The sequence below is a fragment of the Nannocystis sp. genome, assembly GCF_016714285.1.
Classification (GTDB): Bacteria; Myxococcota_A; Polyangia; order Nannocystales; family Nannocystaceae; genus Nannocystis.
Window position 1 is genome coordinate 692546 of the sequence record NZ_JADJNN010000001.1, and the last position, 22154, is coordinate 714699.

Here is a 22154-nt window from a genome sequence, read left to right on the forward strand (position 1 = left end):
CGTGTATATTCGCGCCGAGTGCTAAAGACGGTCCGAGTGCCGCCGCCCTTCGAGGGCCTCTTCGAGCAAGCGCAGGCCTACGTGGGGCGCTTCTTCGCCGAGCGCCTCGATAACCCGGAGCAGGCGCGCATCGAGATCTTCGGCCAGCGCTACATGCTCGTGCGGGCGCGCGCGATGTCCGTCGAGTTCTTCGAGATGATCCAGCGCCTGTACAGCGACAAGGGCGAGGCCGAGGCCGTGTCCGTCGCGCGCAGCCTGCTCTTCGACATCGCGCACGCGATGGGACTCTCGGACGCGCGTGACTTCGCCGAGCGCATGCACCTGGAAGATCCGATCGCCAAACTCTCGGCGGGGCCGATCCACTTCGCCCACGCCGGTTGGGCCTTCGTCGACATCTCGGCCGAGAGCAAGCCCTCGCCCGACGAGAACTTCTACCTCCTCTACGACCACCCGTACTCGTTCGAGTGCGACAGCTGGCTCAGCGAGGGCAAGCACACCGACTTCCCGGTGTGTGTGATGAACGCGGGCTACTCCTCGGGCTGGTGCGAGGCGAGCTTCGACGTGCCGCTCGTGTCCGCCGAGATCATGTGCCGGGCCAAGGGCGACGACGCGTGTCGCTTCATCATGGCCCACCCGACGCGCATCGAGGAGTACATCCAGGCCTACTTCCAGAGCCAGCCGGCGCCGCCGCAGCACCCGGTGCGCTACGAGATCCCGGGCTTCTTCTCGCGCAAGAAGCAGGAGGACGAGCTGCGCAGCCGCGAGGAGCAGTACCGCGGCATCTTCGAGGCTGGCACCAACGGCCTGCTCATCCTCGCCGACGACGGCCAGATCGTGCAGTCCAACCCGGCCGCGTCGCGGCTGTTCCGCTACGACTCGGCGGAGCTGGCCGGCAGCGCGGTCGCCGGGCTCATCACCGACCCGGGCTTTTTCGCCGAGTTTCGCGAGCGGGTCCACGGCCACGGCCACTACCTCGCGGAGAAGACCGGCCTCGCCAAGGACGGTCAGCACTACCACGTCGAGATCCGCGGCTCCCGCTTCCGCTTCCAGAACAGCGACCACCTGCTGGCGATCGTCAACGACATCACCGAGCAGAAGCTCGCTCAGCTGGCGCTGCGCGCCGCGCACGACGAGCTCGAGGGCCGCGTCCGCGACCGGACCGCGGAGCTCGAGCACGTCAACGCCCAGCTCAAGACGGTCAACGAGAAGCTGGTCGCCGCCCGCGACCACGCGATCGACGCCAGCAAGGCCAAGAGCGCCTTCCTGGCCAACATGAGCCACGAGCTGCGCACGCCGCTGAACGCGATCATCGGCTACAGCGAGCTCATCGAGGAGGAGAGCCACGACGCCGCGGTGCTCAACCTCGGCGACCTCGGCAACATCCGGGCCGCGGCCCGCCACCTGCTCGCGCTCATCGACGACATCCTCGACGTCTCCAAGATCGAGGCCGGCAAGATGGAGCTCTTCGTCGAGCCCTTCGACGCGCGCGAGCTGCTCGACGAGGTCGTCGCCACCATCGCGCCGCTCGCGGCCCGCAACCGCAACACGCTCTCGCTCGACCTCAGCGCCGGCCTCGGCACCCTGCACACCGACCGCACCAAGCTCAAGCAGGTCGCCCTGAACCTGCTGTCGAACGCCTGCAAGTTCACCCACGACGGGAAGGTGCGCCTGGCCGTCCGCAGGTCGCGCGGCCCGGGCGGCGAGTGGCTGCACCTCGAGGTCGAGGACTCGGGCATCGGCATCGTCGGCGAGCGCCTCGAGGAGCTGTTCCAGCCGTTTCGTCAGGCCGACGAGTCGACGACCCGCAAATACGGCGGCACCGGGCTCGGCCTGTCGATCAGCCGGCACTACTGCCAGATGATGCGCGGCTCGATCCAGGCCGTGAGCGCCCCGGGCCGCGGCTCCACCTTTACGGTGCGGATCCCCGTCGACATCGGCGCGGCCCGACGCGCCCGCGCCTGACGCCGCCCGAGGCCAGCCCATCGACATCGGCGCGGCCCGGCGCGTGCCTGAAGCCCCGAACCCCATCGAGCCGTGTCAGGGCCTGCTCTTCGACATCGGCGGCCAGCCGCCTGCCCGAGCCGGCTAACGAGGACGACGCCTGACCTCGCCGCGGCGAGGACAGGCGCCCGTGTCTGCGGCGGCGGCTACTTGCCGAGCGCGCCCTGGAGCTTGAACTCGATGCGCCGGTTGAGCGCCTTGTTCTTCTTGGTGTCGTTGGCGGCGATCGGCTCGTCCGGCCCGGCGCCGCGGGTGCTCAGGCGGCTCTCGGCGATGCCCTTGTCGACCAGGTACTTCTTCACCGACTCGGCGCGGCGGCGCGACAGGTCGACGTTGTGCTCGCGGTTGCCGTCGCTGTCCGTGTGACCGCTGATCTCGACGTGCACGTCGTCGAAGTCCTTGAGCACCTTGACCGCGGCGTCGAGGGTGGTCTTCGAGGCCGGCTTGATCGTGTCCTTGTCGACGTCGAAGTAGATGCCCTTGATGACGCCGGCGAACTTGGCGACGGCCTTCGGGACCTCGTCGGCGCAGCCGTCGCTGTCCTTGTAGCCGTTCTTGGTCTCGGGGATGTCGATGCACTGGTCGTTCGGGTCGAGGATACCGTCGCCGTCCTTGTCGGGCGGCGGGCAGCCGTCGGGCGCCACACCGGCGACCTGCGGGCACTTGTCGGCGGGGTCCTTGAAGCCGTCGCCGTCGCTGTCCGGGCAGCCATCCGGGGCGGTGCCCGGGTCGTTGACGCAGCTGTCGTCGGGGTCGAAGAAGCCGTCGCCATCGCTGTCGATCGGGCCGGCGAGCGGGCAGCCATCGGGCGCCACGCCGGCCAGGTTGACGCACTTGTCGACGCTGTCGAAGAAGCCGTCGCCGTCGCTGTCCTTGTCCTTCTCCTTCGCGGGCTTCTTGCGGTTGAGCAGGAAGGACAGGCCGAGCAGCACCTCGACGTGGTGCGTGCGGCCATTGTCGATCTGGTGCCGGGCGGTGACGTTGTCGCGGACGTCGAGGCGCAGGGCCAGCAGCCGGTTGATGTAGAACTTCACGCCGCCGCCGAAGTGCAGCGCGGGGTCCTGGTCCTTGCCGACCGAGCTGCCGGTGGTGCCCATCACGCCGAAGCCGGCGAGGGCGAAGGGCGCGATGCGGTACGGCAGCTGGACGATGCCGTAGCCGCGGAAGGCCCCGAGCAGCGCGTTGGAGCTGCCGTCCCGCAGCTTGGTCGGCATGACGCCGCCCTCGACCTCGAGGCCGAGGAAGGACAGCGGGTAGTAGCCGAAGCGCAGGCCGAGGTCCGGGGCGAGCTTCTTGTAGGACTGCCAGGTGGTGGTTGGGGCCGCGTCCCAGAGCTCGTGATCTGCGTTGGGGAGCATGATGCCGCCATAGATGCCCGCCTCCATCTGGTGGGCCGTCGGTCGATAGCGCTTGATCCACGGCTCGCCGCTGGCGTCGCCCTTGTTCTTCTTCTTGTTGGCCTTCGCGTCGGCCTTGGCCCCGCCCAGCGAGACCTCGGCGCTCGCCGAGGCGGTGTCTGGCTCGGCGGCGGCTGGCTCCGCGGCGGCTGGCTCCGCGGCCGGCGCCGCCGGGTCTTGCGCGGCGGCTGTGCCCGAGGTGACGAGAAGCGCGAGGGCTGGGACCCAGGTGAACGAGGGCTTGTGCATGATTCGATCGGCTCGGTGAAGGGGATGCGCATGCCCCGAGTGGGGGCGGCAGCCACCTCTTGTATCTGGCTTCGTTGCGTTTGCAAAGTCAGCGACATGCGGCAGATGACGCGCGACACAGCGCGACCCCGACCTTCGCACCGTCTGACCATTGGGACATGTCGGCGTGGCGACGGCGGCGAGCATTCACCTGATCCTGCTTGTCCTCGATTGCCACGTGGCGTGGAATCGGCCGCCTGTGCGAAATCAATGCACCCGAAGCCTGGTACGATTTCGCCCGCATGAGCGCGACCTTCTACGCGTACCCCGGCTGTGACAGCTGTCGAAAGGCGCGCCGCTGGCTCGATGAGCACGGCGTCGCATACAGCGAGCGAAACATCGCCACCGACCCGCCGAGCGTGGCGACGCTGCGCGAGCTGCAGGCCCGCGCCGGTGTGCCGCTGCGGCGCCTGTTCAACACCTCGGGCCAGCTCTACCGCAGCGGTGAGTATGCGCGGCGGCTGGCGACGATGGACGACGACGCGGCGCGGGCCGAGCTCGCGGCCCACGGCATGCTCATCCGCCGCCCGCTGCTGCTGCTCGGGGAGCTCGCGTTGATCGGCTTTCACGCGGACGAGTACGCCGCGAGCCTCGCGGCGATGCGGGCGTGATCTGCGTGTAAGTGGCCCCGCGGGCCTGGCGTTGGAGCGGCATGACCTACGGCCGCACGCTGCTCCGCCTCGCCCCGCTCGCGCTCCTCGCCGCCCCTCTGCTCGCCCCGTCCCGGGCCCACGCGAGCGGCGAGCTGGCGCGGGCCAGCAGCTACGAGACGCCGCCCCGCAAGGGCTTCTACGGCGAGCTCGCGCTGCGACCCGGCGCCGTGGTCGTCCCTAACGGCCTGGTGCCCGCGCTGCGCCACCACCTCACCTTCGGCGCCGGCCTGACCGACCGCTTCAAGCTCGGCATGAGCCTACAGATCGGCGGATATCTCGAGACGATCAGCAAGCCGGTGCTCGGGATGGACGTGCTCGCCACCGGCTACCTGTGGCGGGGCCTGTACCTGCGCGGCGGCTTCGGCATGATCAACCGCATGCCGCTGGCCAAGCACAGCAGCGAGACGCGCGCCGGCTACGGCGGCACGGTCGGCTTCGGCTACGAATGGACGGTGAAGAAGGCGGCGGGCATCGGCCTCGGCGTCGACCTCGACACCCGCCTGATCTCGGCGCACCGGGTGCGCCACAGCTTCTTCGTCGGGCTGCACTTCCACTTTCATTGAAGCAGGCTAGCGGCGGCCGCGACCGCGGATCGCCAGGCCGGCGATCAGCAGGACGATGATCCCGTTGAACAGCTCGCCGGTGCGCGTGTACGGTGTGAGGTAGTCGAGGTCGATCAGCGGGACCTCGGCGACGAAGCCAGTGGCCGCGAGCGGGCCGTCCTCGGCGATGTCAGGGTCCGTCACCTCGGTCTGGTGGAGGATGCGCCCGTTGGGATCGACATAGACGCTGGTGCCCGCATTGACCGATCGCAGCAGGGCGCGGCGGTTCTCGATCGTGCGCAGCACGGCGAGGCCCATGTGCTGATACTGCTCCTTGGACTTACCGAACCACGAATCGTTGGTGAGGTTGACGAAGGCGTGGATGCCCCCGGCCGCGGTGTCGCGGGCGAAGCGCGGCAGGATGTCCTCGTAACAAATGAGCGGGCCGAACTTCATGCCGTCGACGTCGAGCACGCCGGGCTTGTCGCCCGGGTTGATGTACGAGGCGGCGGGGACCATCTTGCGGTACCACTCCGGGTCGACCAGCGGCACGTACTCGCCGAAGTACAGCGGGAACACCTTGTCGTAGGGATCGCCGAGGTGGCCGTCGCGGTGCAGCACCATCGCGCTGTTCCACGCGTAGGGGTTGACCCGCGGGTCCGAGGTGACGACGCCGAAGATCAGCGGCGCCGTGAAGTGGCGCCGGACCTTGCGCGGGTGCCCGTCGGGCAGGTCGGTGCCGCCGCGGCGCGGCAGCGCGTGCGAGAACGGGTAGCCGGTCTCGCCCCACAGCAGCAGCTGCGCGCCCTCGGCCTCGAGCCGGGCCGACTCGGCCTGCAGGCGGGCCAGGATGGCGTACTTGGAGCGGCCGCGGGCCCACTCGTAGATGCCGAAGTTGCCCTGGACGACGCCGATCTTGACCTTCGGCGAGTCGGCGATGACGGCGTCGACCTGGGCCATGCGGATGGTGCCGTAGAGCGGGGTGCCGATCAGCCAGCCGAGGAAGGTCGCGAGGGCGGCGCGGTTGATCACGCGGCGACCGGCCGCTGCACCGAAGTAATCACGCAGCAGCACGTAGAGGCCGGCGTTGATGCTGAGCTGCGCGAGGCCGATCGTGGTGACGCCGCCGATCTCCGCCAGCTGCAACCAGCGCGGCTCGTAGCACCACATCAGCGCGAGATACGACGGAAACACGTGGGGCAGCACGGCCTCGCCGGCGACCCAGCACAGCGGCGCGATCAGCAGGACGTCGCGCCCGGTGCGGCGGCGCAGCCACACGATCAACGCGGCCGGCGCGGCCCACTGCAGGCCCTGGAACGCGGCGAAGAGCAGGTGGATGAACAGGCGCGGGGCGACGCCGAAGCCGGCGAATTTGTCGAGCAGCTGGGTCAGCCAGATGAAGCCCCAGAACACGGTGATCGTGCCAGTGAGCCAGCCGAACCAGAACGCCCTCTTCGGCGTGAGGCCCTCGATCGCGTACAGCCACGGGACCCAGCCGACCAGGCCGAGCCACCACCACGAGGTGTCAGGCGAGCCGAGCACCATGCACACGGCGCACAGGCAGCTGGCGACCAGCCTCTGCCACCCGCGGGTGGTCGTCGGGGCGACCTCACTGGCGGCGGGCGTCGCCACCTCAGGTGCCCTCGGGCGGCGCCTGGCGGATGAACAGCTCGGCGAGCTGCTCGTCATCGGCGCCCGACGGGCAGCCGGTCATCAGGTCGGTGCCCTTCTGCGTCTTCGGGAAGGCGATCACGTCGCGCAGGCTGGTGGCCCCGGCCATGAGCATCGAGATGCGGTCGAGGCCGAGAGCGATGCCGCCGTGCGGCGGCGGGCCGTAGCGGAAGGCCTCGAGCAGGAAGCCGAACTTGTGCTGGATCTGGGCCTCGCTGAGGCCGAGCACCGCGAACACCTTGGCCTGCACGTCGCTGCGGTGGATACGGATCGAGCCGCCGCCGATCTCGTTGCCGTTGAGCACGAGGTCGTAGGCTTGCGCGAGCACCTGCGCCGGGTCGCTGTCGAGCAGCGGGAGGTCGACCGCGCGCGGCGAGGTGAAGGGGTGGTGCGAGGAGACGTAGCCCTTGTCGGTGCGCTCGAACAGCGGGAAGTCGGTGACCCACAGGAACTGCCACGGCGAGCGACCGGCGCGGGCGACCAGATCGAGGCTGTCGCGCAGCTCGAGGCGCAGCGCGTTGAGGGCCTGGTGGGTGACGTGGAAGTCGTCGGCGATGATGAGCAGCACCGATCCGGGCAACGCGCCCATGCGAGCGTTGATGGCGGCGACGAGCTCGGCCGAGAGGTTCTTGGCCAGCGGCGACTGCCAGCTGCCATCGGCCTGCACGCGGGCCCACGCGAGGCCCTTGGCGCCGCCGGACTCGCGCTTCTTGACCAGCTCGGTGAGCTTGTCGAGGCGGCCGCGGGTGAGCGCCTCACTGTGCTCGGGCCCGACGCACAGGCCCTTGACGAAGGGCGCGCCGGTGAACATGCGAAAGCCGGACTCGGCGACGATGTCCTTGAGGTCGATGAACTCGAGGCCGAAGCGGGTGTCGGGCTTGTCGCTGCCGTAGCGGGCCATGGCCTCGGCCCAGGTCATGCGCGGGAACTGCTGCGGCAGCTCGGCGCCGAGGATGTCCTTCCAGGCCCGGCGGATGAGCGCCTCGATCGGCGCCTGCACGCGCTCGGGCGTGGCGTAGCTGATCTCGACGTCGATCTGGGTGAACTCGGGCTGGCGATCGTTGCGCAGGTCCTCGTCGCGGAAACAGCGGCAGATCTGGAAGTACTTGTCCATGCCGGCGACCATGAACAGCTGCTTGAAGATCTGCGGCGACTCGGCCAGAGCGTAAAACTGGCCCGGGTTCAGGCGGCTGGGCACCAGGAAGTTGCGCGCGCCGCCCGGGGTGTACTTCACCATGTAGGGCGTCTCGAGCTCGAGGAAGCCGGCCTCGGCGAGCGTGAGGCGCGTGAGCGTGGCCAGGCGCGAGCGCAGCACGAAGTTCTTCTGCAGCGAGGGGCGGCGCAGGTCGAGGTAGCGGTACTTGAGGCGGTGGGTCTCGGTGGCGTCGAGCTCGGCGTCGTCGGCGACGTTGAAGGGCAGCACGTCCGCCGAGGAGAAGACCTCGAGCTCGCGCAGGGAGACCTCGATCTCGCCGGTGGGCATCTGGGCGTTGATGTTGTCGCCGCGCGAGACGACGACGCCGGCGACGGCGATGCAGAATTCGCCGCGCAGCACGGCGGCGGCGGCGTGGGCGGCGGGCGCGAGGTCGGGGTCGATCACGACCTGGGTGATGCCGAAGCGGTCGCGCAGGTTGATGAAGATGAGGGCGCCGTGATCGCGGCGGCGATGCACCCAACCGAAGAGGACGACTGTGGCGCCGACATCGGCGTGGCGCAGGGCGCCGCAATCGTGCGAGCGCCCGTTCTCGAGCAAGCTGGACATGGGCGTGACTGTAACCGTGGTGCGCCTGGCCGGGAAGACTGCTACAACCGGGCGCGTGAACGACGTACCTGGGGCCGGGGAGGCAGGCACGGCATCGTCTGGGACATCGTCTGGGGCATCGTCCGCGGCATGGTTCTCCGAGCCCGATCTGGTGGCGGCCGGCGAGCGCCTCGAGGGCGCCACGGCGCTGGAGATCCTGGCCTGGGCCTTCGAGCGCTTCGCCGGGCGACGCGTGGCGTTGAGCTCGGCGTTCGGCGCCGAGGGCTGCGCGCTGATCCACCTCGCGCGACAGCTCGAGCCCGCGGTGCCGGTCTACACGATCGACACCGGGTATTTGTTCGCCGAGACGATCGCCCTGCGCGACGCGTATCGGGCGATGGGCGCGGACATCCGTGTGATCGAGCCGCTGCTGTCGATCCGCGGCCAGGCCGAGCGCCACGGGCCTGATCTCTTCGCCCGCGACGCCGACACGTGCTGCGAGATCCGGAAGGTCGAGCCGATGCGGCGGATCCTCACCCTCGTCGATGTCTGGATCACCGCGGTGCGCCGCGACCAGAGCGAGACCCGCAAGCAGACGCCGATCGTCGGCACGGCCCGGCGCAGCGACGGCAGCCTCGTCGTCAAGCTCGCGCCGCTGGCCCGGTGGTCGCGCAAGGACACCTGGGACCACCTCCTCGCGCACGCGCTGCCCTACAACCGCCTGCTCGACGAGGGCTATACCAGCATCGGTTGCCAGCCCTGCACCCGGCCGACCAACCTGGGCGTGGGCGTGGGTGTGGGCGACGCCGCGGGCGACGAGCGCAGCGGTCGCTGGGCGGGACAGGGCAAGACCGAGTGCGGTATCCATCATCTGTAGATTTGGTCGCCTCATGCCGCTGCGCTTCATTCATTGCTCGGACATCCACCTGCTCGACCTCAAGGGCGCGCAGCTCGGGCAATGGCTCAACAAGCGCCTCACCGGCGGCGTGAACCTGCTGCTCAATCGCCGGCGCAAGCACAGCCACAACCTCTTCGATCAGATCGTCGTGCACGCCCGCGAGTACGCGGTTGACCGCCTGGTGATCACCGGCGACCTCACCAACCTCGCGCTCGCCCCGGAGTTCGAGCTGGTGCGCAGCAAGCTGCGCGAGGTCGGGCTGCCGGTCACCGTCATCCCCGGCAACCACGACACGTACACGCGCGGCGCGGCCCGTAGCCGCCGCTTCGAGACCTTCCTCGGGGAGTTCATGGAGGGCGAGCGCGACGACGCCGACTACCCCTTCGTGCAGCGCCTCGGCGACGTCGCGCTGATCGGGGTGTCGACCGCGATCCCCTCGCTGCCGCTGGTGGCGGTCGGCGAGGTCGGCGAGGAGCAGCTCGCGCGCCTCGACCGGGTGCTCGCGCAGCTCGCTGGCGAGGGGCTCGCGCGGGTGGTGCTGATCCACCATCCGGTGCTCCCCGGGGTCGCAAAGCCGCGGCACGGGCTGCTCGACCTCGAGGCCTTCGGCAAGGTGATCGCCCGCCACGGGGCCGAGCTGATCCTGCACGGGCACGAGCACCGCCGCATCGAGGGCACCCTGCCAGGTCCGAGCCGGCCGGTCCCGGTGCACGGCGTCGGCTCGGGCACCTACCTGTCCCAGGAGCCAGGCAAGCACGGCGCCTTCTCGCTGTACACCGTCGAGCCACGGGCGATCACCCGCGTTTACCACTGGTGGAACGGCGCGGCCTTCGCGGCCGAGCCGGCGGCGGCGTACTGAGGTCTGTCCTACGGGACAGGTGAAACGGCGGCGCTCGGGGCCGAGCCTGCGGCGTTCGAAGGTCTGTCCTATAGGACAGGTGAGCGCGCGAGCGGGTCCTGCAGCGGGCGTGGATCGACCTCGGCGCCGAGCAGCTCGGCCCGCAGGTGGCCGACCAGGTGGTGCGAGCCGCACACCACCAGCTCGCCGCCGCCGCGCAGGAGCCCGGCGATCGCGGGGCGCAGCGCGGGGTCGTCTGGACCGGCGAAGCGACGCGCGTCCGCGGCGAGCTCGGCGAGCGGGTGACCGCCCGGGAGGGCGATGAGCCACAGCGGAGCGCCGAGCTCGCGGAGCTGCTCGAGCATCGCCGGGGCGTCCTTGTCGGCGAGGCAGCCGAAGCCGATCACCCTGCCCTGGCCCGGCGTGCCGCGCAGGTGCGCGACCAGAGCCGCGACGCCGTGCGGGTTGTGGGCGACGTCGAAGATCACGGCCCCACCGCCGAGCTCGTGCCGCTCGGCGCGACCGGGCCACTGCACGCCCTCGAGATCGGCGGCGGTGATCGTGGGGTCGATCGCCTGTGCTCCGGCGAGGGCGAGGGCGGCGTTGATCCGCTGGTGCGCGCCGGGCAAGGGGGCGTGATCCAGCGGCGTGACGAAGCGGACCAGGGCGCCGTGGCGGGCCGCGACGGCGCGCAGCACGGCCTCGGCCTCGGGCCGCTGCGGAGCGCTGAAGATCAGGCCGCCATCGGCGATCACGGCCGCCTTCTCGCCGGCGATCGCGGCGAGGTCGGGGCCGAGGTAGGCCGTATGATCGATGTCGATCGGGGTGAACAGGCGGGCGGTGTAACGACCGATGCGGGTGGCGTCGAGGCGCCCGCCGAGGCCGGCCTCGATCACCATCGCGTCGACGCCGAGCTCGGCGAAGTGCACGAACGCGGCGAGGGTGAGGATCTCGAAGAAGGTCAGCGGGCGCGGGACCTCGCAGGCGAGCACGCGGTCGACCAGGTGCTGCACGACTTCGTCGTCGACCGCCACACCGTCGACGCGCACGCGCTCGCCGACGCGGTGCAGGTGCGGGCTGGTGTAGAGGCCGACGCGACGACCGCTGCGGCCCAGGGCGTGGGCGCACATCGCCGCGCTCGAGCCCTTGCCGTTGGTGCCGAGCACGTGGATCGCGGGGATGCCGTGGCCCGGCGAGCCCAGGGCGAGGTGGGCGGCGCGCACGGCCTCGAGGTCGAGCTTCACGCCGAGGTTGCGGCGCTCGAACAGCGCCTGCTGCCAGGCCGGGATCACGGTCACTCCGCGGCGAGCGGCACGGCGACCGACTCGGGCGCGTGCTGCTGCGCCGACGCCACGCGCTCGTCGTCGCTGACGGCCGCGGGTTGGGTGCCGGCGGCGCCGAGCAGCCGCAGCATGAGGCCGAGCTGCTCGCGCATCTCGAGGCGACTGACGATGCGGTCGATCATGCCGTGCTCGAGCAGGAACTCGGCGCGCTGGAAGCCCGCGGGCAGCTCCTGGCCGATCGTCTGCTGGACCACGCGCGGGCCGGCGAAGCCGATCAGGGCGCGCGGCTCGGCGATCGTGATGTCGCCGAGCATGGCGAAGCTGGCCGCGACGCCGCCGGTGGTCGGGTGCAGACACACCGAGATGTACGGGATGCCGGCCTCGCGCAGGCGCGCCGCGGGCGGCCGAGGTCTTGGCCATCTGCATCAGCGACAGGATGCCCTCCTGCATGCGGGCGCCGCCCGAGGCCGAGAACACGACCGCGGGGATCTTGCGCTCACGGGCCCGCTCGAACACGCGGGTGACCTTCTCGCCGACCACCGAGCCCATCGAGCCGCCCATGAACTCGAACACGAAGAAGCCGACGCTGGCGGGCACGCCGGCGATGCGGCCGAGACCGGAGGTGAAGGCGTCGCCGGGGCCGACGTTGTGCTCGGCCTTGATGATGCGGTCCTTGTAGGGCGCCTGGTCGTGGAAGCGCAGCGGATCGCCGGAGCGCAGCTCTTGGTCCATCGGCTCCCAGCTGTCCGGGTCGAGCATCGCCGCGATGCGCTCGCGGGTCGGGAGCACGTGGTGTTGCCCGCACACCGGGCACACGCGGAGGTTCTGCACGAGCTCGGCGGTGAAGGTGATCTCACCGCAGCCATCGCACTTGGTCCACAGACCGCGGGGCACCGAGACCTTGCCGTCACTCGGTCCTGCCACCGCCTGCTTCTTGCGTCGCCACCAAGCCATAGCGCTCCCTCGGGGCCCGCGTCGGGCCCCCGTTGCCGGCGCGAATCATCGCCGCCGGACCCCTGCTTGGCAAGCGGCGGTTGTCGCCGCGTCGACGCCCTGATAGTCACTGGCCGTGCCCGCCCACGATCCCAATGGTCCCTCGGATCCCGCCGCGCCCGCGCAGGCGGCTTCGCAGGCAGAGCGCACCACGACGGCGTCGCGCCCCGCGGGCGATCGCGGCGGTCAGCATCTGACCTACGCGAGCGCGGGCGTCGACATCGACGCTGGCAACGAGGCGGTGCGCAGGATCAAGGCGCTGGTCGGCAGCACGCGGCGGCCCGAGCAGCTCGACGACATCGGCGGCTTCGCCGGGCTGATGAGCCTGCCCACGGGCATGACCGACCCGGTGCTGGTCAGCTGCACCGACGGCGTCGGCACCAAGCTGCTGGTGGCGATCGCCATGGACCGCCACGACACGGTCGGCATCGACCTGGTGGCGATGAGCGTCAACGACCTGCTGGTGACCGGGGCGCAGCCGCTGTTCCTGCTCGACTACATCGCCTGCGGCGTGCTGTCGCCGGACTTCGTCGAGCAGGTCATCCGCGGCGTGGTCGAAGGCTGTCGCCAGTCGAGCTGCGCGCTGCTCGGCGGCGAGACGGCGGAGCTGCCGGGGCTGTACGCGAGGGGCCACTACGACCTCGCCGCGTTCGCGGTCGGCGTGGTCGACCGCGCCCGGCTGCTCGGCCCCGGGCGGGTCAAGGCCGGTGACCTCGCGCTCGGGCTGCGCGCGAGCGGGCTGCACAGCAACGGCTACAGCCTGGCGCGCAAGGCCCTCCTCGATCCGGCGCACGCGGGCCTAGGCCTGCACGATCCGCTGCCTGGCGACCCGACCGGGGGCAGCGTCGGCGAGGCGCTGCTGACCCCGACGCGGATCTACGAGTATGCGGTCGGTCCGCTGCGGCGACTGGTCGAGGCGCCGCTGCACGGCGCGGCCCACATCACCGGCGGCGGCCTGCTCGAGAATCCGCAGCGGGCGCTGGCCGAGAGCCTGGCGCTCGAGCTCGACCTGTCCCAAGTGCCATGTCCGCCGGTGCTGGCCGCGATCGCGGCGCAGGGGGTGGCGCCGCGGGAGCTGCTGCGCACCTTCAACGGCGGCGTCGGCATGATCCTCTACGTCGATCCGGAGCACGAGGCGCTCGTGCAGGCGACGCTGCGTCGGGTCGGCGAAGAGGCGATCCCGCTGGGCCGCGTGGTGCCCCGCGCCAGCGCGGGCGAGCCGCAGGTGCGCGTGCGCGGCGGGGTCTGGCTCGGCGGCGGCAGCTTCACCAGCGACCCCTGATCGGCGTTGATCGGCGCGGATCGGACCTGTCTCACTTGCCCGCGGCGGCGTCCCTGCTGCGTCCTGACAGCGCCTGATGGCGCCCTGACGGCGTCCTGGCGGGCCCTGGCGGGCAGGTCTGTGGTATGAGGCGAGGGTCGCCATGATCAAACAGATCGCCTTCGCCGTCGTCGTCGCGTTCGCCCTCGGCCTGTTCACCGTCACCATGGAACGGATGGTGCGCATCGTCGCCATGGGGCGGCCGGCGAACCTGAAGGAGACCTGGCCCGAGCGCCTCGCCAGCCTGATGGCGTTCTTCTTCGGCCAGCGCAAGGTCGTCGAGGAGAAGCGCAGCTGGCACCACCTGCCGATCTACTGGGGCTTCCTGATCCTCTCGATCGCCACGCTGGACGTCGCGCTCAACGGATTGCTCGGTGCGTGGTTCAACCTCGGCGTCGTCGTCGGGCCGACCGCCTACGCGTGGCTCGGGGTGGTGATCGACTGGGCCAACCTGGTCGTCCTGCTCGCCCTGCTCTATGCGTTCGTGCGTCGCTTCATCCGCCCGGCCTTCGTGCCGATGAGCCTCGACGCGATGCTGATCCTCGGGGCGATCACGCTGCTGGTGCTCAGCCACTTCGGCATGCACGCCTGCGAGATCGCGGCCGCGGGGGCGTACATCCCCGGCAACCCGGTGTCGGGCCAGATCGGCGCGCTGCTCGGGCTCTATGATCTGGGTCCGAAGTTCGTCCTGCACGCCGACTCGCACACCGCACATATCAGCGTCGAGGTGTTCTGGTGGGTGCACATCGGCATCGTCCTCGGCTTCCTCAACTATCTCCCCTACTCGAAGCACATCCACGTGCTCGGCTCGGGGCCCAACATCTTGCTGCGCAACCAGGGCCAGCGCGGGGCGATGCCGAAGGCCCAGCTGTTCACCAGCGACGACCCCAACGACGCCAGCGCCGAGCCGCTGTTCGAGAACTGGGGCGTCGGCAAGGTCGAGGACTTCAGCTGGAAGAGCCTGCTCGACAATTACAGCTGCACCGAGTGCGCCCGCTGCACCACGTATTGCCCGGCGTTCGCGACCGAGAAGCCGCTGTCGCCGATGCACCTCATCCACGATCTCAAGGACGAGATGAAGGACCGCGGCGGTCTGCTGGTCAAGCTGAAGAAGGCCGGCGGCTCGCTGAAGGACGACGTCGAGCCGGGCCCGGGCGCTGACAAGGACAAGATCGCCAGGATCAAGGCCGAGCTGGCCGGGCTGCCGCCGCTCGTCGGCGGGCGCGTGAAGGACGAGACCCTGTGGGCCTGCACCACCTGCGGCGCCTGCCAGGAGGTCTGCCCGGTGTTCATCGACCACCCGCTCAAGATCCTGCAGATGCGCCAGCACATCGTGCTCAACGACGAATCGGGCCGCACGCCGGGCGAGGTCACGCGCGTGCTCGGCAACATCAGCGGCAGCGGCAACCCGTGGAGCCTGAACCAGGACGACCGCCTGAAGTGGGCCGAGGGCCTCGACGTGAAGACGGTCGAGGATCAGCCGGACGCCGAATACCTGCTGTTCGTCGGCTGCGCCGGCGCCTTCGACGACAACGCGAAGAAGACCGCGCGCGCGCTGGTCAAGGTGCTCAACGCGGCGAACGTGAAGTTCGCGGTGCTCGGCAAGCGCGAGAAGTGCAGCGGGGACCCGGTGCGCCGGCTCGGCGCCGAGATGGACTTCCAGACGATGGCCCGCGAGAACGTGGAGACCTTCAACGAGGCCAAGGTGACCAAGGTGATCGCCTCGTGCCCGCACTGCTTCCACACCATCAAGAACGAATACCCGCAGTTCGGCGGCAACTACGAGGTCATTCACCACAGTCAGCTCATCAGCCACCTGCTCAGCACTGGCAAGCTCAAGATCGACGCCCCGAGCGACAAGCAATTCACCTACCACGACAGCTGCTACATCGGCCGCTGGAACGGGGTGTACGACGCGCCGCGCGAGATCCTCGAGCACGCGACCCGCGGCAAGGGCGGCGTCCGCGAGCTCGGCCGCAACAAAGAGCACGGCTTCTGCTGCGGCGCTGGTGGTGGCCGCATGTGGATGGAGGAAGAGCCGAGCAAGCGGGTCAACATCAACCGCGCGACCGAGGTCGCCAGCTCCGGCGCCAACGCGGTCGCGGTCGCGTGCCCGTTCTGCAACACGATGCTGAGCGACGGGCTCAAGCACCTCGGCAAGGACGAGGAGATCGCGGTGGTCGACATCGCGGTGCTCGTCGCCAACAGCTTGCCCGCGGCCGCTCCGGTGCCGTCTCAGGAGACGGCGCAGGCGTGAGCGGCACGGCGCAGGGGCCGGTGGCGGCGGCGATCGCCGGCAAGCTGACGGCGAGCTTCGAGCCGACGGAGCTCGTGGTCGAGAACCAGAGCGACTCGCACAGCGGGCCGCGCGGGCGCGAGAGCCACTTCAAGGTGGTCGTCGTCAGCCCGCGCTTCACAGGGCAGAGTTTGGTCCAGCGACATCGTGCGGTGAACGCCGCGCTGGCCGAGGAGCTGCGCGGCGGCGTGCATGCGCTGTCGATCGAGGCGCTGACGCCCGAGCAATGGACAACGCGGGCCGGGGCGGTGCTGGCGTCGCCGCCCTGCCTCGGCGGCTCGAAGGCGTGACCGACGCAGCCGCGGTTGGCGACGTAGATCGCGGCGTGGCCTGGCGCTCACGCGCCCGTCTTCACGTCGGCGTGAGCCGCGGGATCGAGGCTGAACCTGGCGCTCACGCGCTGGTCTGTACGTCGCTGACCGTCACGTTCGCCAGCAGTTGTCGGCAGGGCCCGAGGTCGGGGGCGGTGATGTCGAGGACCAGCGGCGTGACCGAGATGTGGCCGTGCTTGACCGCCCAGGTGTCCTCGCCCTCGTTGTCGCCGATGTCGTGCGGCGGGCCGCCGATCCAGAAGTAGGCCTGGCCGCGCGGGTCGTGGCGGCGCTCGACCTGCTCGACGTAGGGGCGCGCGCCGAGGCGGGTGACGTACAGCGGCATGCCGTCGGCGATCGCCTCCGGGGCGACGCCGGGGCGCTTCTCCGACAGCCAGGGCACGTTGACGTTGAGGAGGCTGCGGCCCGGCTGGGCCAGCAGCAGGCGCGCGAGGGTGCGGACGATCGGCACGGTGACGCGCGGCGACTCGCGGGCGTGGACCGACACCGCCAGCGCCGAGGCGCCGCGGATGAAGCCCTCGGCCGCGCCGCCGACGGTCCCCGAGTAGAAGACGTCGGAGCCGAGGTTGTAGCCGGGGTTCACGCCCGAGACGACGAGGTCGGGCCGTCGCTCGCACAGGTGCAGCGAGGCGAGGTAGACGCAGTCGACCGGGGTGCCGTTGACGCTGAACCAGCCGGGCCGGATCTCGTCGGCGCGCAGGTGCGTGTGCAGCGAGATGGCGTGGCTCGATCCGCTGCGCTCGGTGTCGGGGGCGCAGACAACCACCTCGCCGAGCACCTGCACGGCCTCGGCGAGGGCGGCGAGGCTGGGGGCGAGGACGCCGTCGTCGTTGGTCACGAGGATCAGGGGGCGGGACACGGCCGATGTCTAACACAGGGCCCGCGGGCCACGGCCGCATGCCCTGACATCCGCAAGCCACAAGGGCGCAGGGCGTAAGAAAAAAGGCCGGAAGATCCTCGCGGAGCCTCCGGCCTTTACGTTGTCGGGGCAAGAGGATTTGAACCTCCGACCCCTTGACCCCCAGTCAAGTGCGCTACCAGGCTGCGCTATGCCCCGAAACGAGCCGCCGATATACCCGCTTGGCCACGCCGCTGCAAGTCCGAATTCGGGCCCCGATTCGGGTCCCGGATCGCGGATCGGAAGTCCCCCAAGGTCCCGGGTCGGAGTCCAGATCCGGGTCCAGATCGGACATCGGGAGTCCCGAGTCTCGATAGGAGTCAGACGGCGTCGCGGTCGGGGCGCGTGAGGAGCGGCTGGGCGGCGCCGGTGGCCGCGGCGTGGTCGACCATCGCCCGACCGCCGCCCATCGCTTGCACGTAGGCGGCCGGGTCGGCGGCGAGGCTGCCCTGCTCCTCGCCGGTGCTCGCGACCCAGGCGATGAACTCGTCGAGCTCGGCGCGCACCTGGGAGAGCGACTGGGCGGCCAGGTAGCTGCTGGCGGGCGGGGCCATCTCGACCTCGTCGGCGCCGAGCCGGAGCTGCTGGCGGGCGCCGGCGATCGTGAACTTCTTGGCGTAGAGGAGGTGCTTGATCTTCAGCAAGGTCTCGACGTCGCGGCGTCGGTACACGCGCTGCTGGGCCCGCGACTTCTGCGGCTTGATGACCTTGAACTCGGTCTCCCAGTAGCGCAGCACGTAGGCCGGCACGCCGACGATCTGGGCGACCTCGCCGATCTTGAAGTAGAGCTTCTCCGAGCCGAGGTCGACGTTGGCGTCCGCGGAGCTGCGGCGGCGGACCTTCTTGACCGGCTTGGTCCTGGGCTCGGCCTGACCGGGCTCGGCGTAGGCCGGCCCGATCTCGGCGATGAACAGCTGGTCGTCCTCGTCACTCGTCATTGAGGGCCGTCTTCAGCACGTTGCTGGGCTTGAAGGTGAGGACGCGGCGGGCCTCGATGACGATCTCCTCGCCGGTCTGCGGGTTGCGGCCAGGTCGCGGCTGCTTGGTGCGGACCACGAAGTTGCCGAAGCCGGAGATCTTGATCTTCTCGCCCTCGGCGAGGGTGTTCTTCATCAGCTCGAACACCGCCTCGACGACGTCGGCCGCCTCCTTCTTGGAGAAGCCGCCGACCTCCTCGCAGACCTTCTCGATGATGTCGGCCTTGGTCATGGCAGCCGCGATCTTTCCCTCAGATCGCCCCAAAGTGCAACCGGGAGCGAGCGGCGGCAAGGCGGCGGTGGGCAGCGATTGGCAGCTAGCGCGGGCGTACGCTTGGGGCCCGGGCCCGCAGCGCGAGGCAGGCCTGCTCGACGATCGCGGCGTGCAGCGGCGAGACCTCGGCGTCGGTGACGCTGCGCCCGGCCGCCGCGTAGTGGAGGCGCAGGAGCAACGCGCGGTGGCCCTCGGGGACACCGGCGCCGCGGTAGTCCTCGAGCAGCTCGATGTCCTCGCCGGCCTGGAGACGCACCGGATCTTCGCCGGGGGCCGGCAGCACGGCGGCGGCGGATCGCAGGGCGGTGAGCACCGCGGCCGCCGGGAGGGTGATCGGGATCTCGAGCGAGAGATCGCGGCTGGTCGCCGGGAAGCGCGGGATCTCGCGGGCCTTGGCGACCGCGGCGGTCGGCAGCGCGGCGAGGTCGATCTCCGCGTAGGCCACGCGCAGGCCGTCCGGTAGGCCCCAGGCCGCGATGAGCTCCGGGTGCAACTCGCCGGCCACGCCGATGTCGACCGGCCCGCTGACGCTGGCGACGGCGAGCCGGATCTGCGCCCCGGGGTGCAGCCACGAGACCGTGGGAGCTGCGTGGGTACCTGTCCCGTGGGACAGGTGCAGGCGGTGCCCGAGGCGCCCTATCGCGTGGGCGACGGCGCCGGTCAGAACGCGGGGGTCGGCGTGGGCCCGGCCGCCAGCGTGCAGCAACAGGCCCGCGAGTGTGCGCTCGTGCGGGAGCTGGACGTCGACGGCGCGGGTGCCAACAGGGAAGCCAGCAGGGAAGCCAACAGGGTCGACCTGTCCCCGGGGCCAGGCGTAGACGCGGCCGAGCTCGAACAGGCGGACGGGGCGGCCGTGGCGGGCGGTGTTGTGGACCAGCGCGTCGAGCAGGCCCGGCACGAGCTTCGTGCGCATGACGCCAGCGCCGCGCATCGGGTTGGCGACGCGGACGAAGCGGTCCTCGGGGACGCCATCGTGGGAGTCGCTGAAGTGGAGCAGCTTCTCCTCGGCGACGAAGGCGAGCGACACGATCTCCTGCAGGCCGGCCTCGCGCAGGCCGTCGGAGAGGAGATCGCCGCGCACGCTCATGGCATCGGCGGAGGCGGCGGGCCGGGCCTCACGCGGGACGCAGAAGCGGGCCGGCACGTGATCGAGGCCGTGGTGGCGCATCAGCTCGTCGATCAGGTCGGCCTCGCGCTGGAGGTCCGGGCGGTGGGTGGGGGCCACGCAGCGCCAGCTCGGGGACCATCTCGGCGAGCGGTTGGGCGTCTCGGGATCGGCCAGGAGGATGGTCTCGGCGGCGTCGCGCTCCGTGGGTCCGCGATCCGACAGGCCGTCGACGTCGACCTCGATCTCGAGGCCGCGGAAGATCGCCAGGGCCTCGAGTGTGGGCACGGCGACGCCGAGCAGCGCCTCGGCGCGGGCGGGTCGCAGATCGATCACGGGTCGCGGCGGGCGAGCGCCCAAGGCCTCGGCCTGGGCGATGCAGCGGCCGTGGGCCAGCTCGGCGATCAGCGCCAGGGCCCGCAGGGCGGCGCGCTCGAGGCCGGCGCCGTGGTCCACGCCGCGCTCGTAGCGGTAGGAGGCGTCGGTGGCGAGCGCGTGGCGGCGGGCGCTGACGCGGATGCCGGGGGGGGCGAACCAGGCCGCCTCGAGCAGGAGCTCCGTGGTGCCGGCGGAGACCGCCGAGGCCGCGCCGCCCATCACCCCGGCGAGCGCCTGGGCGTCGTCGGCGTCGGCGATCACGAGGTCGTCCTGGGCCAGCGCGCGGTCGGTGCCGTCGAGGGTGCGCAGGCCCTCCTCGTGGTGGGCGCGGCGGACCACCACCCTGCCCTCCGCGAGCTTGCTGCGGTCGAATGCGTGGAGCGGCTGGCCGAACTCCATCAGCACGAGGTTGGTGATGTCGACGAGGTTGGAGATCGGCCGCAGGCCGAGGCGATGCAGGCGGACCCGCAGCCACAGCGGCGAGGGCCCGACCTTGACGCCGGAGATCGCGTAGCCGAGGTAGCGACCGCAGCGATCGGGGGCGGCGATGCTGACCAGCTGCGGGTCCTGCGGGGCCATGACGGCGGGCGCGGGCGGCAGCTTGAGGGCCGCGCGACCACCTGGCCGCGAGGACAGGTAGGCGACGACATCGCGGGCGACGCCGATGTGGCCGAGGGCGTCGGGTCGGTTGGGGGTGACGCCGAGCTCGAGCACGGTGTCGACCATGCCGGGCACCAGCGTGTGCAGGCGGGCGCCGGCGGGGAACTCGTCGGGGAGGATGAGGATGCCGTCGCCGTCGACGCCGATCTCCAGCTCGGTCTCGGAGCAGATCATGCCCTGCGAGGCGACGCCCCGGAGCTCGCGTGGGGCGATCTCGAGGCCGCCGGGCAAGCGGGCGCCGATCGGCGCGAGGGCCACCTTGCCGCCGACGGGCGGGAGGTTGCTGGCGCCGCAGCAGACGCTGAGGGTGCGCTCACCGTCGAAGAGCTCGACGACGGTGAGCTTGCCGGCCTGCGGGTGCGGGGCCTTGCCGCGGATCTCGGCGACGAGGATCGCCTCCACGCCCGCGCCGTGGCGGTGCATGGCCTCGACCTCGAGGCCGAGGCCAGTGAGGATCGTCGCCAGCGCGTCGGCGTCGGGTGCCGGGCCGTCGAGATCGAGGAGGCTGCAGAGCCACTGGTGGGAGATCAGCACGGGAACTGCTCCAGGAAGCGGGTGTCGCCCTCGAACATGAGGCGCAGGTGGGGGATCTGGTGGAGCATCATCGTCATGCGATCGATGCCGAAGCCGAAGGCCCAGCCGGTGTAGCGCTCGGAGTCGATGCCGCAGTGTTCGAGCACGCCGGGGTGGACCATGCCGCAGCCGCCGATCTCGATGTAGCCGGTGTGCTTGCACAGGTTGCAGCCGCGGCCGCTGCAGAACGGACAGCCGAGGTCGAACTCGGCGCCTGGCTCGACGAAGGGGAAGAAGGAGGGCCGGAAGCGGACGGCGAGGCGCTGGCCGAAGAAGTCCTCGGTGAATGCCATGAGCGTGGCCTTGAGGTCGGCCAGGCTGACGCCCTCGTCGATGTAGAGGCCCTCGATCTGATGGAACATGGGGCTGTGCGTTGCGTCGTCGTCGCGGCGGAAGGTGGTGCCGGGGGCGATGATGCGGATCGGCGGCTTGCGCGTGCGCATGGTCCGGATCTGCACCGGCGAGGTGTGCGTGCGCAGGACCAGCTCCTGCACGTCGCCCGGGGCGAGGCCGCGGATCGCCGCGGGCTCGACGAAGAAGGTGTCGGCCATGTCGCGGGCCGGGTGGTCCTTGCCGATGTTGAGGTCGTCGAAGTTGAACTGCTCGCCCTCGACGTGCGGGCCGACGGCGACGTCGAAGCCGAGGCGAATGAAGGTCTCGCTGAGCCGGCGCCGCGTCTGGGTGAGCGGGTGCAGGCTGCCGACGGGGGGACGCAGCGGCGGCATGCTGAGGTCGACCACGCGGGCGAGGTCGAGGTCGCGGGCGCGGGCCTTGAGGACGTCGCGGTGGCGCTCGAGGGCCGCCTCGATCTCGTCGCGGGTGCGGTTCCAGGCCGCGCCGAAGTCCTTGCGCTCGGCGGGCGGGAGCTTGCCCATCTCGCCCTTGAGCGCCGTGACGCTGCCCTTCTTGCCGAGGTACGCGACCTGCAGTTCGTAGAGGGCCTCTTCGCTGGTCACGCTCGCCAGGGCGGCGTGAAACTGTTGGATCTGCGCGGCGAGGAGTGGCGACATAGCGGTGCTCCGGCTCTGAAATTTC

Annotated in this window: 17 protein-coding genes, 1 tRNA gene and 1 pseudogene; 8 read left to right on the forward strand and 11 right to left on the reverse strand. The window is 70.8% G+C overall.

Features of this window, described 5'->3' with window-relative positions; translation table 11 throughout:
• Nucleotides 1-18: 18 nt before the first annotated feature.
• Nucleotides 19-1962: an ATP-binding protein gene (locus IPJ59_RS02820; RefSeq protein WP_293254622.1), complete on the forward strand. Its 1944-nt coding sequence runs from the start codon at nucleotides 19-21 to the stop codon at nucleotides 1960-1962.
• Nucleotides 1963-2147: 185 nt separating this feature from the next.
• Here the strand turns inward: IPJ59_RS02820 and IPJ59_RS02825 are convergent, their stop codons facing one another.
• Nucleotides 2148-3647, reverse strand: coding sequence for an OmpA family protein (locus tag IPJ59_RS02825; protein WP_293269626.1), 1500 nt, complete (start codon nucleotides 3645-3647; stop codon nucleotides 2148-2150).
• A 281-nt stretch (nucleotides 3648-3928) separates the two neighbouring features.
• Here IPJ59_RS02825 and IPJ59_RS02830 point away from each other — a divergent pair, with 281 nt between their 5' ends.
• Both IPJ59_RS02830 and IPJ59_RS02835 read left to right on the forward strand, forming a co-directional pair.
• Nucleotides 3929-4297 (forward strand): arsenate reductase family protein, encoded by a 369-nt coding sequence (locus IPJ59_RS02830; RefSeq protein ID WP_293269628.1) that lies wholly within the window; start codon nucleotides 3929-3931, stop codon nucleotides 4295-4297.
• Between the two features lie 41 nt (nucleotides 4298-4338).
• Nucleotides 4339-4902 carry a hypothetical protein gene (locus tag IPJ59_RS02835; RefSeq protein ID WP_293269629.1) on the forward strand — a complete coding sequence of 188 codons (564 nt, stop codon included), beginning with the start codon at nucleotides 4339-4341 and terminating at the stop codon, nucleotides 4900-4902.
• A 6-nt stretch (nucleotides 4903-4908) separates the two neighbouring features.
• On the opposite strand, the gene lnt is transcribed toward IPJ59_RS02835, so the two are convergent.
• On the reverse strand, nucleotides 4909-6513 hold the full coding sequence (gene lnt / locus IPJ59_RS02840) for an apolipoprotein N-acyltransferase (RefSeq protein ID WP_293269630.1): 1605 nt from the start codon (nucleotides 6511-6513) through the stop codon (nucleotides 4909-4911).
• 1 nt (nucleotide 6514) lies between these two features.
• Nucleotides 6515-8314: an aspartate--tRNA ligase gene (gene aspS, locus IPJ59_RS02845; protein ID WP_293269631.1), complete on the reverse strand. Its 1800-nt coding sequence runs from the start codon at nucleotides 8312-8314 to the stop codon at nucleotides 6515-6517.
• 55 nt (nucleotides 8315-8369) lie between these two features.
• On the opposite strand from aspS, the gene IPJ59_RS02850 reads away from it, so the two are divergent.
• The gene (locus IPJ59_RS02850) at nucleotides 8370-9170 is read left to right on the forward strand and encodes a phosphoadenylyl-sulfate reductase (RefSeq protein WP_293269632.1); all 801 of its coding nucleotides are present in this window, start codon (nucleotides 8370-8372) and stop codon (nucleotides 9168-9170) included.
• Between the two features lie 13 nt (nucleotides 9171-9183).
• A complete protein-coding gene (locus tag IPJ59_RS02855; protein WP_293269633.1) occupies nucleotides 9184-10050 on the forward strand; it encodes a metallophosphoesterase family protein in 867 nt (288 codons plus the stop codon).
• A gap of 68 nt (nucleotides 10051-10118) precedes the next feature.
• On the opposite strand, the gene IPJ59_RS02860 is transcribed toward IPJ59_RS02855, so the two are convergent.
• Complete coding sequence (locus IPJ59_RS02860) at nucleotides 10119-11327, reverse strand: bifunctional folylpolyglutamate synthase/dihydrofolate synthase (RefSeq protein ID WP_293269634.1); 1209 nt, start codon at nucleotides 11325-11327, stop codon at nucleotides 10119-10121.
• Nucleotides 11324-12266: pseudogene (accD, locus tag IPJ59_RS37515) on the reverse strand (acetyl-CoA carboxylase, carboxyltransferase subunit beta). The gene IPJ59_RS02860 and the pseudogene accD overlap by 4 nt, the downstream one beginning before the upstream one ends.
• Before the next feature lie 232 nt (nucleotides 12267-12498).
• Here accD and purM point away from each other — a divergent pair.
• From purM to IPJ59_RS02885, 3 genes are all read left to right on the forward strand, one after another.
• Nucleotides 12499-13587 (forward strand): phosphoribosylformylglycinamidine cyclo-ligase, encoded by a 1089-nt coding sequence (purM, locus tag IPJ59_RS02875; protein ID WP_366524543.1) that lies wholly within the window; start codon nucleotides 12499-12501, stop codon nucleotides 13585-13587.
• Between the two features lie 142 nt (nucleotides 13588-13729).
• Complete coding sequence (locus IPJ59_RS02880; RefSeq protein ID WP_293269638.1) at nucleotides 13730-15883, forward strand: (Fe-S)-binding protein; 2154 nt, start codon at nucleotides 13730-13732, stop codon at nucleotides 15881-15883.
• Nucleotides 15880-16212, forward strand: a complete 333-nt coding sequence (locus IPJ59_RS02885; RefSeq protein WP_293269639.1) for a BolA family protein — start codon at nucleotides 15880-15882, stop codon at nucleotides 16210-16212. The genes IPJ59_RS02880 and IPJ59_RS02885 overlap by 4 nt, the downstream gene beginning before the upstream one ends.
• 103 nt (nucleotides 16213-16315) lie before the next feature.
• Here the strand turns inward: IPJ59_RS02885 and surE are convergent, their stop codons facing one another.
• The 6 genes from surE to pheS form a co-directional block, all read right to left on the reverse strand.
• Complete coding sequence (surE, locus tag IPJ59_RS02890) at nucleotides 16316-17113, reverse strand: 5'/3'-nucleotidase SurE (protein ID WP_293254661.1); 798 nt, start codon at nucleotides 17111-17113, stop codon at nucleotides 16316-16318.
• A gap of 124 nt (nucleotides 17114-17237) precedes the next feature.
• Nucleotides 17238-17311: transfer RNA gene (locus IPJ59_RS02895), tRNA-Pro, on the reverse strand.
• Between the two features lie 161 nt (nucleotides 17312-17472).
• Nucleotides 17473-18090, reverse strand: a complete 618-nt coding sequence (locus IPJ59_RS02900; RefSeq protein WP_293254664.1) for a MerR family transcriptional regulator — start codon at nucleotides 18088-18090, stop codon at nucleotides 17473-17475.
• Nucleotides 18080-18361, reverse strand: coding sequence for an integration host factor subunit alpha (locus IPJ59_RS02905; protein WP_293254667.1), 282 nt, complete (start codon nucleotides 18359-18361; stop codon nucleotides 18080-18082). Before IPJ59_RS02905 ends, IPJ59_RS02900 begins: the two co-directional genes overlap by 11 nt.
• Nucleotides 18362-18446: 85 nt before the next feature.
• On the reverse strand, nucleotides 18447-21080 hold the full coding sequence (locus IPJ59_RS02910; protein WP_293254670.1) for a phenylalanine--tRNA ligase subunit beta: 2634 nt from the start codon (nucleotides 21078-21080) through the stop codon (nucleotides 18447-18449).
• The gene (gene pheS, locus IPJ59_RS02915) at nucleotides 21074-22129 is read right to left on the reverse strand and encodes a phenylalanine--tRNA ligase subunit alpha (protein WP_293254673.1); all 1056 of its coding nucleotides are present in this window, start codon (nucleotides 22127-22129) and stop codon (nucleotides 21074-21076) included. The genes IPJ59_RS02910 and pheS overlap by 7 nt, the downstream gene beginning before the upstream one ends.
• Nucleotides 22130-22154: the final 25 nt, after the last annotated feature.

Excerpts from the sequence above, each read along its gene's own strand:
- IPJ59_RS02830 (WP_293269628.1), top strand. The coding sequence starts at position 3,929 with ATGAGCGCGACCTTCTACGCGTACCCCGGCTGTGACAGCTGTCGAAAG.
- IPJ59_RS02880 (WP_293269638.1), top strand. The coding sequence starts at position 13,730 with ATGATCAAACAGATCGCCTTCGCCGTCGTCGTCGCGTTCGCCCTCGGC.
- IPJ59_RS02825 (WP_293269626.1), bottom strand. The coding sequence starts at position 3,647 with ATGCACAAGCCCTCGTTCACCTGGGTCCCAGCCCTCGCGCTTCTCGTC.
- aspS (WP_293269631.1), bottom strand. The coding sequence starts at position 8,314 with ATGTCCAGCTTGCTCGAGAACGGGCGCTCGCACGATTGCGGCGCCCTG.
- IPJ59_RS02855 (WP_293269633.1), top strand. The coding sequence starts at position 9,184 with ATGCCGCTGCGCTTCATTCATTGCTCGGACATCCACCTGCTCGACCTC.
- IPJ59_RS02900 (WP_293254664.1), bottom strand. The coding sequence starts at position 18,090 with ATGACGAGTGACGAGGACGACCAGCTGTTCATCGCCGAGATCGGGCCG.
- IPJ59_RS02835 (WP_293269629.1), top strand. The coding sequence starts at position 4,339 with ATGACCTACGGCCGCACGCTGCTCCGCCTCGCCCCGCTCGCGCTCCTC.
- IPJ59_RS02905 (WP_293254667.1), bottom strand. The coding sequence starts at position 18,361 with ATGACCAAGGCCGACATCATCGAGAAGGTCTGCGAGGAGGTCGGCGGC.
- pheS (WP_293254673.1), bottom strand. The coding sequence starts at position 22,129 with ATGTCGCCACTCCTCGCCGCGCAGATCCAACAGTTTCACGCCGCCCTG.